The 14,490-nt window shown below is 68.6% G+C and carries 15 protein-coding genes; 7 read left to right on the top strand and 8 right to left on the bottom strand.

The window, feature by feature from the left end; translation table 11 throughout:
- Positions 1-69 precede the first annotated feature (69 nt).
- The 5 genes from NBY65_RS17285 (at position 70) to NBY65_RS17265 (ending at position 4,274) form a co-directional block, all read left to right on the top strand.
- A complete protein-coding gene (locus tag NBY65_RS17285) occupies positions 70-1,356 on the top strand; it encodes an MFS transporter (protein ID WP_150044740.1) in 1,287 nt (428 codons plus the stop codon).
- 143 nt (positions 1,357-1,499) lie between these two features.
- Positions 1,500-2,648, top strand: a complete 1,149-nt coding sequence (locus tag NBY65_RS17280; protein ID WP_162530836.1) for an FIST signal transduction protein — start codon at positions 1,500-1,502, stop codon at positions 2,646-2,648.
- Positions 2,641-3,339, top strand: coding sequence for a GGDEF domain-containing protein (locus NBY65_RS17275; protein WP_150044746.1), 699 nt, complete (start codon positions 2,641-2,643; stop codon positions 3,337-3,339). The genes NBY65_RS17280 and NBY65_RS17275 overlap by 8 nt, the downstream gene beginning before the upstream one ends.
- A gap of 158 nt (positions 3,340-3,497) precedes the next feature.
- Positions 3,498-3,959: a DUF2269 family protein gene (locus NBY65_RS17270; protein ID WP_150044749.1), complete on the top strand. Its 462-nt coding sequence runs from the start codon at positions 3,498-3,500 to the stop codon at positions 3,957-3,959.
- Positions 3,960-4,004: 45 nt separating this feature from the next.
- On the top strand, positions 4,005-4,274 hold the full coding sequence (locus NBY65_RS17265) for a hypothetical protein (protein WP_150044752.1): 270 nt from the start codon (positions 4,005-4,007) through the stop codon (positions 4,272-4,274).
- 7 nt (positions 4,275-4,281) lie between these two features.
- Here the strand turns inward: NBY65_RS17265 and NBY65_RS17260 are convergent, their stop codons facing one another.
- From NBY65_RS17260 to NBY65_RS17250, 3 genes are all read right to left on the bottom strand, one after another.
- Positions 4,282-4,929 carry an aspartate/glutamate racemase family protein gene (locus tag NBY65_RS17260; protein WP_150044755.1) on the bottom strand — a complete coding sequence of 216 codons (648 nt, stop codon included), beginning with the start codon at positions 4,927-4,929 and terminating at the stop codon, positions 4,282-4,284.
- Entirely contained in the window at positions 4,926-6,248 is a 1,323-nt protein-coding gene (locus NBY65_RS17255) for a dihydroorotase (RefSeq protein ID WP_150044757.1), read from the bottom strand. Before NBY65_RS17255 ends, NBY65_RS17260 begins: the two co-directional genes overlap by 4 nt.
- An 87-nt stretch (positions 6,249-6,335) precedes the next feature.
- Entirely contained in the window at positions 6,336-7,277 is a 942-nt protein-coding gene (locus tag NBY65_RS17250; RefSeq protein ID WP_150044760.1) for an N-carbamoyl-D-amino-acid hydrolase, read from the bottom strand.
- Positions 7,278-7,418: 141 nt separating this feature from the next.
- Between NBY65_RS17250 and NBY65_RS17245 the strand changes: the two genes are divergently transcribed.
- Positions 7,419-8,327, top strand: a complete 909-nt coding sequence (locus NBY65_RS17245; protein WP_239003115.1) for a LysR family transcriptional regulator — start codon at positions 7,419-7,421, stop codon at positions 8,325-8,327.
- 174 nt (positions 8,328-8,501) lie between these two features.
- Here the strand turns inward: NBY65_RS17245 and NBY65_RS17240 are convergent, their stop codons facing one another.
- The 5 genes from NBY65_RS17240 to NBY65_RS17220 all read right to left on the bottom strand — a co-directional run bounded on the left by NBY65_RS17240 (position 8,502) and on the right by NBY65_RS17220 (position 13,461).
- On the bottom strand, positions 8,502-9,284 hold the full coding sequence (locus NBY65_RS17240) for an ABC transporter ATP-binding protein (protein ID WP_150045574.1): 783 nt from the start codon (positions 9,282-9,284) through the stop codon (positions 8,502-8,504).
- A 2-nt stretch (positions 9,285-9,286) separates the two neighbouring features.
- Entirely contained in the window at positions 9,287-10,075 is a 789-nt protein-coding gene (locus NBY65_RS17235) for an ABC transporter permease (RefSeq protein ID WP_150045575.1), read from the bottom strand.
- Entirely contained in the window at positions 10,072-11,130 is a 1,059-nt protein-coding gene (locus NBY65_RS17230; RefSeq protein ID WP_150045576.1) for an ABC transporter substrate-binding protein, read from the bottom strand. The genes NBY65_RS17235 and NBY65_RS17230 overlap by 4 nt, the downstream gene beginning before the upstream one ends.
- A gap of 249 nt (positions 11,131-11,379) precedes the next feature.
- Positions 11,380-12,432: an NAD(P)-dependent alcohol dehydrogenase gene (locus NBY65_RS17225; RefSeq protein ID WP_150045577.1), complete on the bottom strand. Its 1,053-nt coding sequence runs from the start codon at positions 12,430-12,432 to the stop codon at positions 11,380-11,382.
- Positions 12,433-12,474: 42 nt separating this feature from the next.
- Positions 12,475-13,461, bottom strand: a complete 987-nt coding sequence (locus tag NBY65_RS17220; protein ID WP_150045578.1) for an aldo/keto reductase — start codon at positions 13,459-13,461, stop codon at positions 12,475-12,477.
- A gap of 121 nt (positions 13,462-13,582) precedes the next feature.
- Between NBY65_RS17220 and NBY65_RS17215 the strand changes: the two genes are divergently transcribed.
- Complete coding sequence (locus NBY65_RS17215) at positions 13,583-14,479, top strand: LysR family transcriptional regulator (protein ID WP_150045579.1); 897 nt, start codon at positions 13,583-13,585, stop codon at positions 14,477-14,479.
- Positions 14,480-14,490: the final 11 nt, after the last annotated feature.

Raw genomic sequence — 14,490 nt, 5'->3', positions numbered from 1 at the left:
CGGCCGCGCCCGAAACGCCCTGGCGCCGCGACGGGGAGACTTCACCCGTCCCCGCAACGGAGTCTCTCCATGACCGCATCCCCGTTGATCCCCGTGCAGGCCCCCGCCGGTTCCTTCTTCGGCTGGCGCGTGGTGGGGGCGGCCTTCGCCCTGGCCGTATTCGCCTGGGGCATCGGCTTCTACGGCCCGCCCATCTTCCTCGGGGTGCTGCACACCACGCGGGACTGGCCGGTGCCGGTGATCTCGGCCGCGATCACCGCGCATTTCCTCTGCGGCGCGGCGCTGGTCGTCCGCCTCGCCACGCTGCACCGCCGCTTCGGGGTGATGGCAACGACGCGGGCCGGCGCCATCCTGACCGGCCTCGGCGCGCTCGGCTGGGCGATCGCGCCGGCCCCGTGGCTTTTGTTCCTCGCCGCCCCGGTCAGCGGGGCCGGCTGGGCGCTGAGCAGCGGCGCCGCCCTGAATGCGATGGTTTCGCCCTGGTTCGACCGCCGCCGGCCGGCGGCGCTGAGCATGGCCTTCAACGGCGCCAGCATGGGCGGCATCGTGTTCTCGCCGCTGTGGGTGGCGTTGATCAGTGGGCTCGGCTTCCCCGTGGCGGCGCTGCTGGTGGGGATCACGGCGGCCGGGGTGGCATGGGTGCTGGCCGGCCGCTATCTCGGCCGCGGCCCGGCGGAGATGGGCCTGCGGCCGGATGGCGACCCCGCCGCTCCGGCGCATGGCCCGGCGCGACCTGACCGGCAGGCCCTGGCGCCGCTGGTGCATCCCTGGCGGGACCGGCGCTGCGTGACGCTGGCGGCGGCGGCAACGCTTGGGCTGGTGGCGCAGATCGGGCTGGTGGCGCATCTGTTCTCGCTGCTGGCGCCGGTCCTGGGCGACAGCAGCGCCGGGCTGACCATGGGGGCGGCGACGGCCTGCGCCATCGGCGGACGCTCCCTGCTGGGGGCGCGGCTGCCGCCCGGGGCCGACCGCCGCCGCGTCGCCGCGGCCAATGTCGGGATGCAGGCGCTGGGCTCGGCGGTGCTGCTGCTGGCCGGCGGGTCGGTGCCGTGGCTGTTGCTCGGATGCGGGCTGTTCGGGCTGGGCCTGGGCAATGTCACCTCCCTGCCGCCGCTGATCGCGCAGGCCGAGTTCCGTCCCGCCGACGTGGCCCGCGTCGTCGCCCTGGTCACCGCCACCAGCCAGGCGGGCTACGCCTTCGCGCCGGCGCTGTTCGGCCTGCTGCGGCAGGACGGGACCGGCGGTGCCGCCCTGTTCGCCGCCGCGGCGGCGATCCAACTGGCGGCGGCGGCAGTCGTGCTGCTCGGCCGGCAGCCACGCCGGAGCGGTCGGACAGGGTCATCAGGCCCACTTTAGCCGCGCACCGCAGACCGGTGCCCGCATCGTTGCAGATCCGGGCCACGCCGCGTGTTTGTACGCCCCCCTCCCGAAATACCCTTTAAAACACAGCCATTGGTAGATATACGATTACATAAGACAACTTGAGGATGCGCAAAAGAATGTGGACCCGACAGCTTCGCTGGAAGGCCAGGCAGGGTTGGGATCCCGATTGCGCCCTCGAGAGCGATCCGGCGGATCTCGTTCTGTGCTTCGGGGATACGGACGCCTACGAAGCAGGGGCGTTCGAAGCCTTGCGGGCCATGTTCCCGAAGGCACGCATTGTTGCCTCCACCGCCGTGGCGTCCATCCAGGGACACGCCGTCATCCAGCAGGGGGCCGTCGCCGCGGCGGTTGGCTTCTCCTACACGCGCATCGAGGCCAGCTGTATCCAGGTCGGCGCCGGGGCGTCTTTCGAAGCGGGCCGGCGTCTGGCCGCGCAGTTGGCGGCAGGCGACCGCCCGGCCGGCATCCTGCTGCTGGCCGATGGCCTTGGGGTGAATGGCAGCGAATTGCTCGCCGGGCTGCGATCGGTTGTCCCCGCCGGCTGCACCGTGTTTGGCGGCATGACCACCGGTGCGTTCGGCAGCCCGAGCACCTCGCTCGGCCTTGACGCACGCCCCGGCCCGGGAAATGCCGCTGCCGTCGGATTCTACGGCCCCCGGCTGCGCATTGGCGATGGGACGGCCGCCGGATGGGACGTGTTCGGCCCCGTACGACACATCACGGGGTCGGACGGCAACCTGCTCAAGACGCTGGACGGGCGACCGGCCCTTGACCTCTACCGCCGCTACCTGGGCGATGAATACCTCGGTCCCGAGGGACACCTGCTCTTTCCCCTGCTCGTCTGGCCGGTGGGGCATCCGGAACAGGCGGTTGTGCGAACGCTCATCCGGCACGACGACGAAGGCGGCAAGATGCTGTTCGCCGGGAACGTCCCCGAGGGATACCTGGCGCGCCTGATGCGCGGCTCCCTCGACCGGGTGGCCATGGCAGCGGCCGATGCGGCCCGCATGGCCATGCATGCCCTGCCGGCTGACGCCGGCCCCGGGCGGCTTGCCTTGATGGTCAGTTGCATCGGACGTCTGCGGCTTCTCGGACAGAAAGCGCCGGAGGAGGTCGAGGACGCCGCCGCGGAACTCGGGGATGCCGCCGGCATCGGGTTCTACAGCTACGGCGAAATCTGCCGCAGCGAACGGGATGCGGAGCCGCAACTGCACAACCAAACCATGAGCGTGACGCTGCTCGCCGAGGCAGCCGGCCATGGATGAAGGGTTTCATCGCCTGCTGCGCCGGCAGATTCAGCGGGCGCGCACATCCTCCGGGGAAATCGACTACGCCGCGCTTCTGGCCGAGATCAGCGCCGCGTACGAGGAGGCGGACCGGGATCGCCGCCGGACCGACCGGGCGGCGACGCTCATGTGCGAGGAGATGGAAGAGCTGCACGAGACACTGCGCCGCCAGGCCCTGCAGGACGCCCTGACAGGGCTCGGCAACCGGCTGCTGTTCCGGCAATACCTGCACGAAGCCGCCCAACGTGGCAGGCGGGGCCTGCCTTTCGCGCTGATCCTGATCGACCTGGACCGCTTCAAGGCCGTGAACGACAGCCTGGGTCATCAGGCAGGGGATCGACTCCTGGTGGAGGTCGCGGTGCGCATGCGGGCACATGTGCGCGACCACGACACGCTGGCGCGGCTGGGGGGCGACGAGTTCGCGATCCTGCTCGATCCCATCAGGAATGCGGCGGACGCGGACGCGGTCGCCGCGCGGATTGTCGGTGTGATCTGCAAACCTTTCGAGCTGAATGGGAGCACTGCGGTGATCGGCGCGAGCGTCGGCATCGCCGTTCACATGGGCGAACACCCGTGCGACCCGGAGCGCCTGCTGGAGCGCGCCGACAAGGCTCTCTACCAGGTCAAGGAAAACGGCCGGAACAACTGGCACATTGCCGAATCCGCCTAGCTGTCCGCTGGAATTGGGATGCACCGGGCAAACTGGCGGGCCTCCTCGCCACCGGGCCTGGTCCTGAACCACGTCCTCAAGGCCACTTTAACCGCCCGCCGCAGAACGGCACCCGCCCGCCGGCGTTCAGCCGCCTGTCTCTGCGGACAACCCGGACCATGTATCTCCTGTTCAAGGCACTCCACGTCGTCGGCGTGGTGCTGCTGCTCGGCAACGTCACGGTGAGCGCCGTCTGGAAGCTGCTGGCCGACCGGACCTGCCATCCGGCGATCATGGCCCATGCGGTGCGGCTGATGATCCTCACCGACTGGTGGCTGACCCTCACGGGCGGCGCGCTCACCATGGGGGCCGGCTATGCGGCCGCCATGGTGAGCGGGCTGGATCCGTTCCGCACCAGTTGGATCCTCTCCGGCCACGTCCTCATGGCTGTCTCGGTGGCGATCTGGCTGGTCGTGCTGGTGCCATTACAAATCCGTCAGTCCCGGCAGGCACGTGCCTTCCGCGACGGCAGCCAGGTGGACGCGCAGTACTGGCGCGACAGCGCGACGGGCATGGCCTGGGGCGTGGTGGCCACCGTTCCGCTGTTCATTGCGGTCTGCATCATGGTCCTCAAGCCCTGACATGCTTTAGCATCGCCCCGCACAACCACAGAGGAGCGGGGGAACATGGAAAACCTGGTCATCATCAGCATGTTGCTGGGCTATGTCTGGGGGGTTGCCGGCATCGTCGCCTGGCCGGGCGTTTCCTGGAAGCCGGGGGCGGCCGTGGTGGTCGGGGCGGCCGCCTGGCTGATCGCGCATGAGGCGATGCCGCCCGAGCCGGCCGTCGAAGCCGCCGCCATCCTCATCTTCCTGGTCGTGATGTTCGCGCGCGAAAGGCTGCACCCCTTCCCCACCGAGCGCCGCAAGCCATCCAAAGCACCGGAAGCGGACTAGCCGCCGCCTACCCCAGTACCGCCAGCAGCGCCTGCGCCGCGGCGGCCTGACAGGGCTCGATCACCGGCAACCCGATCGCGGCTTCGACGAAGCCGCGATGCGCGGCCATGCCGGCGCAGCCCAATACCACGACCTCGGCCCCGCGCGCCTTCAGCTCCTGGCCGACCGCCACAAGCCGCGCGCGCGGTCCCTCCGCGCTGGTCAGCACCTCCATCGGCAAATCGAGCGGCAGGCTGCCGACCGAGCGCGCCTCCAGCCCCATCGCCTGCAGCACGCGGCGCTGGCGCTGCACGCTGGCGGCGACGAAGGCGATGATGCCGAAGCGCTCGCCGCGCGCCACCGCGGTGGCAATCCCGGAGCGCAACGCGCCGAACACCGGCCGGTCGGTCGTGCTGCGCAGCAGGTCGATGGCGGGGTCGGAGACGCAGGCCACCACATAGGCATCGGCGTCCTCGCGACCGACCAGATCACACAGCGGCGCGGCAACATCGTGCCAGTCACGCCAGTTCGCGATCGCCGGCGGTCCCTCCGCCAGCGACACCACGTCGAGGCGCGCCCGCCCCGGCAGCGCGAAGGGCGCCACGGCATCACGGATCGCCGCGGTGCAGGACACCGAACTGTTCGGATTGACGACGAGAACGCGCCGCGCCGTCATCGGAACGCCACCGCCGCGCCGACCGGCGTGCCCAGCACCTCGTCCTCCCGCATCACCACGTTGCCGCGCACCACGGTCGCCTTCGGCCAGCCGGTGCAGCGATGCCCGGCGAAGGGCGTCCAGCCACAGGGCGAGGCAATCCAGCTCTCCTCGATGGTGCGGCGATGCCGCGTATCCACCACGGTGAAGTCGGCATCATAGCCGACCGCGAGCCGCCCCTTGCGCAATGCCCAGTAGACGCGGGCCGGACCGGCGCTCATCAGCTCCGCCAGATGGGTCAACGACAATTTGCCGGCGGCGACATGGTCCAGCATCACCGGCAACAGCGTCTGCACCCCGGTCAGCCCGGACGCCGTCTCCGGCCAGGGCCGCTCCTTTGCCGCGCGGCTGTGCGGCGCGTGGTCGGAACCGATGCAGTCCACCCGCCCGTCGCGCACCGCCGCCCAGGCGGCGTCCAGATGGCGCCGCTCACGGATCGGCGGACTCATCACCGCATAGCCGCCGAGTTTCTCGTACGCCTCCGGCCCGACCTGGGAGAGATGGTTGACCAGTACCTCGACGCTGGCGATGTCGCGATGCTCCGCCAGGTAGTCGAGTTCCTCGGCGGTGGAGACATGCACGATATGCGCCGGCCGCCCGGTCGCCCGCGCCAGCGCCACCACCCGGCGCGTGCCGAGGAAAGCACATTCCACGTCGTGCCAGTCCATGTGCCGCGCCGGCGGATCGCCCACCTCGAACAAGGCGCGGCGCTCGGTCAGGCGGAAATGGTCCTCGGCATGGTAGCAGACGCGGCGCCGGCCGCTGCGCATCAGCGCTTCCAGGCTGGCATCGTCCTCCACCAGCATCTCGCCACGCGCCGAACCGGTGAACACCTTGATGGCACAGACGCCGGGCTGCTGCTCCAGCGCGGCGAGGCCGGGGATGTTGGCCTTGGTGGCGGCAACATAAAGGCCGACATCACACCAGGCGCGGCCGGCCAGGCCGGCCCGCTTGCGATCGAGCCGCGCCGTGTCGGTGATCGGCTCGGCGGTGTTGGGCATGTCGAACACCGTGGCGATGCCGCCCAGCACCGCGGCCCGGGTGCCGTCGGGGATGGTCTCGACCGCCGGGTCGCCGGGATCACGCAGATGCACATGCGGATCGATCAGCCCCGGCAACACATGCAGGTTACGGCATTCCAGCGTCGCCGCCGCCGGCACCTGGCCGAGATCACCCATGGCGGCGATGCGCCCGGCACGCACACCAACATCAGCCTGCTCGATGCCCCAGGGCAAGACCAGCCAGCCGCCGCGCAGGACCAGATCGAAACCATCCATCATCGCCCCTCCTTCCCGGGGCGCTGCCCCGGCCCCGCCAGGAGGCTTTGCCTCCTGGACCTCCACCAAGGGCAAAGCCCTTGGATCCCTTTAGCGGGGCAGTTCAGCCCCGACCTGATCGATGATCCGGCGGTAATGCTCCGGCCGGCGATGGGCGGCGAAGTTGAACATTTTCTCCTTGCCCTGGCGGCAGGCATCGAGATCACAGGATGCCACCAGCACTTCGTCACCCTCGCCCTGCGCCGCCGCCACGACCACGCCGTTCGGATCGACGATGCAGGAACCGCCGATCAGTCCGGCCCCGTCCTCGACACCGGCCTTGGCCGCGGCAACCGCCCAGGTCGCGTTCATGTACGCATTCGCCTGCACCGACAGCGTCGAGTGAAACACCCGCCGCGCCGGGCTTTCGCTGTTGCCGCCATTGGGATCATAGGCAGCGGAGTTGTAGCCCATGACCATCAACTCCACCCCCTGCAGGCCGTAGACGCGCCATGCCTCCGGCCAGCGGCGATCGTTGCAGATCAGCATGCCCATCACCGGACGGCCCCAACCTTCCGCGCCGTAGAAGGCCGGGAAACCCAGGTCGCCATATTCGAAGTAGCGTTTTTCCAACTGCTGGAATCGCTCGCCGGGGCGTGGCTCGACCGAACCGGGCAGATGCACCTTGCGGTACTTGGCCAGGATGGCGCCGTCCGGCCCCACGGTAATGGCACTGTTGAAGCGCTGCCCTTCGGCGGTGAGCTCGGCATAGCCGACATAGAAGCCGACCCCGAGCGCGCGGGCGCGGTCGAACAGCGGCTGCACCGCCGGGTTCGGCATCGCCGGCTCGAAGAATCCATCCAGTTCGGCCGGATCGAGCAGCCAGCGCGGAAAGAAGGTGGTGAAGGCCAGTTCCGGGAAGACGACGAACTCCGCGCCACGGCCGGCCGCCTGCTCGAGCAGGGCGATCATGCGGGCTAGGACGGCAGGCCGCGCATCGGCGCGTTGCGTCGGTCCCATCTGCGCGGCGGCGATGCGAACGAGACGGGTCATGGGAAGGGCTCCCTGCTGAAGGGGAAGGACCGCGATGCGGTCGGGGATGCGGCAGGTTCAGCCTTTTCATTGAGCGTATCAACGGTTCTGCTTATGATATTTGCCGGATAATCATTCGCCCAGGTTATGGGGTGCCCAAGATTGACGCTTCGCCAGCTTGAAATCCTGCGCGCGGTCATGCGCTTCGAAACCACCATGGCCGCGGCCCGGCACCTGGGGATGTCGCAGCCCGCGGTCAGCAACGCCATCCGCCAGATGGAGCTGCAATCCGGCCTCGCGCTGTTCGAGCGCGTGAACAACCGCCTGTTCCCGACCGAGGCGGCGCGGCTGGTGCAGGAGGAATCCGATCCGCTGTTCGCCATGTACGCGGCGCTGGACAAGCGGCTGAAGGATCTGCGCGAGGACAAGGTCAGCCGCCTGCACATCCTCAGCACGCCGCCGCTCGGCCATGGCGTGCTGCCGCTGGCGCTGCAACGTTTCACGCGACATCACCCGCGGCTGCGCAGCTTCTTTCACGTGCGCGAACTGGACGACGTCATCAAGGCGGTGGAAGCCGGCACCACCGACCTCGGGTTCGGCCTGGGCATGTCGCCGCACCCGGCGTTGCAGATGGAACCGCTGTTCGAGGGCCGCATGGTGTGCGTCTGCCCCCATGACCATCCGCTGGCGCGGGTGGAGGTGGTGACGCCGGCAGACCTGGCCGGGCATGGCTTCGTCGCCCTCGAGGCCGGCACGCGCATGGGGGCGGCGGTGCGTCGGGCTTTCGCCGATCTGCACCAGCCTTTCACCTTCACTGTCGAGGTGCGCTATTGCGAAACCGCCTGCGTCCTTGCCGCGGCGGGGCTGGGCGCTTCGGTGGTCGACCCGTTCTCACCCTCCGGGCTTGCCGGCGGCGGGTTGATGGTCAAGCCGTTCGAGCCGGTGATTCCCTCGGTCGCCTATGTGTTCTGGTCGGCGCGGCGGCAGATCTCGCCGACGGCGCGACGATTCCTGCAGGAAATCCGCGACGTGCTGGCACAGACCACGGCGGTGCTGCGGGGCCAGCACTGAGGAATGGGATCCAAGGGCCTTGTGGCCCTTGGTGGAGGTCCAGGAGGCAAAGCCTCCTGGTGGGGTCTGGGGCGAAGCCCCGGTGCCTGAACCACCGGGGCTTCGCCCCAGACCCCACCAGGGCGCTGCCCTGGACCTGCCAAGGGCCACAAGGCCCTTGGATCCCGTTCTTTTTCAGATCACCCCCAGCTTCTGCACCTCGGCACGCAGGATCTGCTTGATGTGCCGCTCCATCTCGATGAACCCGGCATGGGTGCGGTCACGCGGATGCGGCAGGTCGTTGTCCAGCACTTCCTTGATGCCGCCCGGCCGGGTGCCCATGACGACGATGCGGTCGGCGAGGAAGATCGCCTCGGAAATGCTGTGGGTCACGAACACCAGCGTCTTGCGCTCGCGTTCCCAGATGCGCAGCAGTTCCTCCTGCATGGTCTCGCGCGTCTGCGCGTCCAGCGCGCCGAACGGCTCGTCCATCAGCAGCACCGAGGGATCGTTCGCCAGCGCCCGGGCGATCGCCACGCGCTGCTTCATGCCGCCCGAAAGGCTGGACGGGTATTTGTCCTCGTGCCCGGACAGGCCGACCAAAGCGAGGTATTTCCGCGCGATCACCTGCTGCTCGCGCCGGGGCAGGCGTTTCAGCATCGGCCCGAAGGCGACGTTCTGCAGCGCCGTGCGCCAGGGAAACAACGCGTATTCCTGGAACACCACGCCACGGTCGGCATCCGGGCCGTCGACGCGCCGCCCGCCGACCAGCACCTCGCCCGCGGTCGGCGCGGCGAAGCCGGCGATCATGTTGAGCAGGGTGGACTTGCCGCAGCCGGATGGCCCGAGCAGGCAGGTGAAGCTGTTCTCGGCAAGATCGAGGTCCACCCGCTCCAGCACGGGCACGTTGTCGTAGCTCTTGCGCACGCCGCGGAAACTGATCTTGGCCGGCGCCCCGGAAAGGTCGACACCGCTCATGCTCATACTGCTCCACGCCAGCGCAACAGGCGCCGCTCGACCTGCCGCAGGCCGATATTCACCACGAACCCGATGATGCCGATCACCAGCGCGCCCAGGAACATGTGCGAGACCATGAAGAAGGTGCGGGCATCGTTGATCATGTAGCCCAGGCCGGAATCGGCGGCGATGAACTCGGCGGCGACGATGACGAAGAAGGACAGGCCGAAGCCCAGCCGCAGCCCGGTGATGATGGAAGGCGTCGCCGCGGGCAGGATCACGTAGCGGAACATCTCCCCCCGCGTGGCGCCGAGGCTGGCCGCGGCCCGGACCAGCACCGGATCGACGTAGCGGATGCCCTCCAACGTGGTGGTGAAGATCGGGAAGAAGGCGGCATAGGCGATGAAGGCGATCTTCGATATCTCGCCGATGCCGAACCACAGCACCATCATCGGCAGGAAGGCCAGCGGCGGGATCGGCCGCAGCAGCTCGATCAGCGGCTCGACCAGGCGTTCGAGCGGGCGCCAGCTTCCGACCGCCACCCCGACCGCCACGCCGAGCACGCCCGCCAGCGCGAAGCCCTGCAGCACGCGCGCCAGGGATGCAAGGATGTTGCGTTGCAGGGCGCCGGACTGGATCTCGTCGATGCCGGCCTGGATCACCTCCAGGGGCGAGGGCAGCAGCATCGGGTTGAACGCTTTCCACAGATGCGCGTTGCCCAGGCTCACGCCCCACCAGATCGCCAGGAAGAGCAGGATGGACCCTGCCCTTCCGCCGAAAGCCACCGCCCGTTCCGTCCAGCCGCCTTTCATGTAGCCGGTTTCCAGGTGACCAGCGCGGGGGAAACCATCTGCGCGATGCGGGTGCTGAAGCAGGCTTCCGGCGGGGCGATCTCCTGGATGCGGTTGATGCTCTTCGCCCAGTTGCTCTGGAAGCGATGGCTCGCGATCAGCGCCGGGGTGATGCCCAGCTCGTATTTGTTGGCGGTGGTCATCACCTTCAGCGCCTCGGGATCGATGCGCAGCACGCGCTGCAGCACGGTCAGTGCCTTCGCCCGGTCCTTCAGCAGCACCTCGTTGGCCTTGACCAGAGCGCGCAGCAGCGCCGCCAGCGTATTCGGCTTCGTATCGATCCAGTCCTGCGTCGCCACCAGCAGGGAATGGTTGAACAGCAGCAGGTCGCCGTCCGGGCGTGGCTCCGGCTTGCCGCTGACATAAACCGTCGAGCCGGTGGCGTAGAGCGTGCCGCCCATGCTGACCAGGCGATACAGGTTCGGCTCCCAACCCAGCAGCCCCTGCACGTCCCCGCGCGAGGCGGCGACCACGCCCTCGCTCTGGTTCATGTTGACCAGTTGTATCCTGGTCGGATCGAAGCCGTAGATCTCGCCCAGCTTGGCCAGCAGCAGCACCTGCGAATTGCCCTGGGTGAAGGCCAGGCGCTTGCCTTCCAGCTCGCGCGGATGCGACAGCTTCACCCCCGGGCTGAGCACGAAGCCCTGGGTGCCGGCGATGTTGGCGAGCGAGGAAATGGTGCGCACCGGCAATTTCTGCCCGCTCAGCACCACCTGGGTGAAGCTGCTGCCCACCGCGACATTGGCCGCGCCGCCGCCCATGATGGTCAGGGTATCGGCCGCCGACTGGGTCCAGCGCACGGTGACGTCGAGCCCCTGTTCCTTGAACAGGGACAGCGCCTCGGCGACGGCGAGCTGGGCGCCGAGCTGCGGGTCGCGCACGCCGATCACCTCGAAGCTCGGTGTCTCCACCTGGGCCGCCGCGGCGCCGCGCCGCAGCGCCGGCAGTGCCAGCCCGGCGGCCAGGGCGGTGGTGACCGCGCGGCGTCCGATGCCGCGCCCGGTGTTATCCTGCATGCCGATCCCTTTCCGGTGCCTCGCATTCCGGCGAACTGCCCCGTCGTGACGAGGTCGTGCGGACGGGGCTGCGAAGAATGCGAGGCACGTATGTGCGACCTTTTTCGCCAAACCCGGCTCCACGGACCCGGGCGGGGCGAATTTTCGCACATGGATTGGGCCGTTCAAGTCGAAACGTTATACATTTATCGCCGTTTCTAATCGTCCAGGTTATAGTGCGCCCAAAATCAATGCTCGGCGCCGCCGGCCTCAGGCCGGCTGCCGCAGCGACGCCATGTCGATGACGAAGCGATAGCGCACGTCGTTGCGCAGCAGGCGCTCATAGGCGGCGTTGATGTCCTGGATGCGGATCATTTCCACATCGCTGACGATGCCGTGTTCGGCGCAGAAATCGATCATCTCCTGCGTCTCCGCCATGCCGCCGATCCCCGACCCGGCGAGGCTGCGCCGCCCATGGATCAGGTTGATGCCGGCCAGCGGCTCGACCGGCGTCAGCACGCCGACCAGCACCATCACGCCGTCGAGCCGCAGCAATCCCAGGTAAGGATTGACGTCGTGCCCGACCGGAATGGTGTTGAGCAGGAAGTGGAAGCTGCCGCGCGCTGCCGCCATCGCCGCCACATCGGTCGAGACCAGCACCTCGTCGGCACCGAGGCGCAGCGCGTCCTTGCCCTTCTCCGGCGAGGTGGTGACCATGACCACACGCGCGCCCATCGCGCGGGCGAATTTCACCCCCATGTGGCCAAGGCCGCCAAGGCCGATGACACCGACCTTCTGCCCGGGGCCAACCTTCCAGTGTCGCAGCGGCGAATAAGTGGTGATGCCGGCGCAAAGCAGCGGCGCTACCGCCTTCAGCTCCATCGTGTCGGGAATCTTCACGACGAAGCGTTCCTCGACGACGATCTGCTCCGAATAGCCGCCGAAGGTCAGTTCCCCGTTGCGGGGATCGCGGGCGTTGTAGGTGAGAAGGCAATCCGGGCAGTACTGCTCCAGGTCCGCCTCGCAGGCCTCGCACCGCCGGCAGGAATCGACCATGCAGCCGACGCCGGCGACATCACCGATCCTGAATTTCGTCACATGCGCGCCAACGGCGACGACGCGACCCACGATCTCGTGCCCCGGCACCATGGGATAGAGCGAATTGCTCCAGTCGTTGCGCGCCTGGTGCAGGTCGGAATGACAGACGCCACAATAGAGGATCTCGATCTGCACGTCGTGCGGACCGGGACGGCGGCGCTCGAAGCGGAAGGGAACCAGCGGCGTGGTGGCGGAATGGGCGGCGAAGCCGCGAACCGGGATCATGATGGGACCTCGACTGGAAATGACAAAAGGGGACGCGCGCGTTCAGCGGTCGATCATCTGCTGCTGCCGCTCGGGGTAGCGCTCGCCCTGCAGCGGAATCTTCGCGGCCGCTTCGTCGATCTCCCGCAGCTCGTCGGCCGAAAGCACGATCGCGGCGGCGCCGAGATTCTCCTCCAGCCGGTGCAGCTTCGTGGTGCCCGGGATCGGCACGATCCAGGGCTTGCGGGCGAGCAGCCAGGCGAGCGCGATCTGCGCCGGCGTGACCTGCTTCCTCGCCGCGACGCGGCCGACCAATTCGACCAGCCCCATGTTCGCGCGGCGGAACTCGGGGGCGAAACGGGGCACGACGTTGCGGAAATCGGACGCGTCGAACTGCGTTGTCGCGTCGATCCGGCCGGTCAGATAGCCCTTGCCGAGCGGGCTGAACGGCACGAAGCCGATGCCCAGCTCCTCCAGCACGGGCAGGATCTCCGCCTCGGGCTCGCGCCAGAACAGCGAGTACTCGCTCTGCAGCGCCGTGACGGGCTGGACCGCATGCGCCCGGCGGATCGTCCGGACCCCGGCTTCCGACAGGCCAAAATGCGCCACCTTGCCCTCGGCGATCAGCGCCTTCACCGTTCCGGCCACTTCCTCGATCGGCACCTCCGGATCGACGCGGTGCTGGTACAGCAGGTCGATGCGATCGGTGCGCAGGCGCTGCAGCGACGCCTCGACCACCTCGCGAATATGCGCGGGACGGCTGTCGAGCGCCGAGGGAAGGCCGGAGCCGACGGCGAACCCGAACTTGGTGGCGATCACCACCTGGTCACGCACCGACGCGAGCGCCTCGCCCACCACCTCCTCGTTGGTGAACGGGCCATAGACCTCGGCGGTGTCGAAGAACGTGACGCCCAGATCGACGGCCTTGCGGATCAGCGCGATCGCCTCCGCCCTCTCCGTCGCCGGGCCGTAGCCGAAGCTCAGCCCCATGCAGCCAAGGCCGATGGCCGAGACCTTCAGCCCGCTTTTGCCCAGTTCGCGCTGTTGCATTGCTCATCTCCCATCGGGGGGGGGCGGCCATCCATGCCGCTGTCGTGGCCCGGAGATAACGCGTGCGATTGCCCGCGATTAGTGGGTAAATATGGCAAGGACCTATATTCGGGATTCATGAATGCGGCGGGAGGACCTGGTCGACCTGAACGCCTTCCTCGTGGTGGCCGAGGAACAGAGCTTCACCCGCGCGGCGGCGAAGCTGGGTACGTCGCAATCAGCGCTCAGCTACACGTTGCGGCGCCTGGAGGCACGGCTCGGCGTGCGCCTGCTGACCCGCACCACGCGGCGGGTCGCCGCCACCGGGGCCGGCGAGACGCTGCTGCGGACCCTCCGCCCGGCGCTCGACGACATCGCGGCGGAACTGGCTTCCCTGGGCGAGATGCGGGAGAGGCCAGCGGGGTCGATCCGCATCACCGCCTCCCGGCACGCCGCCGAGGCCGTGCTCTGGCCGGCCTTGGAGAAACTGCTGCCGGCCTATCCGGACATCCAGGTCGAGCTGAGCATCGATTCCCGGCTGACCGATATCGTGGCGGAACGCTATGACGCCGGGGTCCGGCTCGGCGAACACCTCGCGCGCGACATGGTGGCGGTGCGGATCGGGCCCGAGCTGCGCATGGCGGTCGTCGGCGCGCCATCCTATTTTGCGACGCACCCCCGGCCACGCACGCCGCAGGACCTGGCCGCGCACCGTTGCATCAATCTGCGGATGCAGACCCTCGGCGGGCTCTATGCCTGGGAATTCGAAAAGAACGGCCGGGCGCTGAAGGCACGGGTGGAAGGCCAGCTCATCTTCGACGATGCCCGGCTGATCCTGCAGGCTGCCTGTGCCGGCTTCGGACTTGCCTGCGTGCTGGAAGACCAGGTCGAGGCCGACGTGACGGCGGGCCGTCTCCTGCGCGTGCTGGAGGACTGGTGCCCGCCCTTTCCCGGCTACCATCTTTACTACCCGAGCCGCCGGCAGCCTTCCGCCGCCTTCGCCCTGGTGGTGGAGGCACTGCGCCATCGCGGCCCATGACCGACAGCGGC

It is taken from the genome of Rhodovastum atsumiense (assembly GCF_937425535.1).
Taxonomy (GTDB): Bacteria; Pseudomonadota; Alphaproteobacteria; order Acetobacterales; family Acetobacteraceae; genus Rhodovastum; species Rhodovastum atsumiense.
This window is presented reverse-complemented; position numbering and strand designations above follow the sequence as displayed.

What these genes read in the sequence shown, in the direction of transcription:
- NBY65_RS17285 (WP_150044740.1), top strand. Translation starts at nt 70, where the DNA reads ATGACCGCATCCCCGTTGATCCCCGTGCAGGCCCCCGCCGGTTCCTTC.
- NBY65_RS17280 (WP_162530836.1), top strand. Translation starts at nt 1,500, where the DNA reads ATGTGGACCCGACAGCTTCGCTGGAAGGCCAGGCAGGGTTGGGATCCC.
- NBY65_RS17275 (WP_150044746.1), top strand. Translation starts at nt 2,641, where the DNA reads ATGGATGAAGGGTTTCATCGCCTGCTGCGCCGGCAGATTCAGCGGGCG.
- NBY65_RS17270 (WP_150044749.1), top strand. Translation starts at nt 3,498, where the DNA reads ATGTATCTCCTGTTCAAGGCACTCCACGTCGTCGGCGTGGTGCTGCTG.
- NBY65_RS17265 (WP_150044752.1), top strand. Translation starts at nt 4,005, where the DNA reads ATGGAAAACCTGGTCATCATCAGCATGTTGCTGGGCTATGTCTGGGGG.
- NBY65_RS17260 (WP_150044755.1), bottom strand. Translation starts at nt 4,929, where the DNA reads ATGACGGCGCGGCGCGTTCTCGTCGTCAATCCGAACAGTTCGGTGTCC.
- NBY65_RS17255 (WP_150044757.1), bottom strand. Translation starts at nt 6,248, where the DNA reads ATGATGGATGGTTTCGATCTGGTCCTGCGCGGCGGCTGGCTGGTCTTG.
- NBY65_RS17250 (WP_150044760.1), bottom strand. Translation starts at nt 7,277, where the DNA reads ATGACCCGTCTCGTTCGCATCGCCGCCGCGCAGATGGGACCGACGCAA.
- NBY65_RS17240 (WP_150045574.1), bottom strand. Translation starts at nt 9,284, where the DNA reads ATGAGCGGTGTCGACCTTTCCGGGGCGCCGGCCAAGATCAGTTTCCGC.
- NBY65_RS17235 (WP_150045575.1), bottom strand. Translation starts at nt 10,075, where the DNA reads ATGAAAGGCGGCTGGACGGAACGGGCGGTGGCTTTCGGCGGAAGGGCA.
- NBY65_RS17230 (WP_150045576.1), bottom strand. Translation starts at nt 11,130, where the DNA reads ATGCAGGATAACACCGGGCGCGGCATCGGACGCCGCGCGGTCACCACC.
- NBY65_RS17225 (WP_150045577.1), bottom strand. Translation starts at nt 12,432, where the DNA reads ATGATCCCGGTTCGCGGCTTCGCCGCCCATTCCGCCACCACGCCGCTG.
- NBY65_RS17220 (WP_150045578.1), bottom strand. Translation starts at nt 13,461, where the DNA reads ATGCAACAGCGCGAACTGGGCAAAAGCGGGCTGAAGGTCTCGGCCATC.
- NBY65_RS17215 (WP_150045579.1), top strand. Translation starts at nt 13,583, where the DNA reads ATGCGGCGGGAGGACCTGGTCGACCTGAACGCCTTCCTCGTGGTGGCC.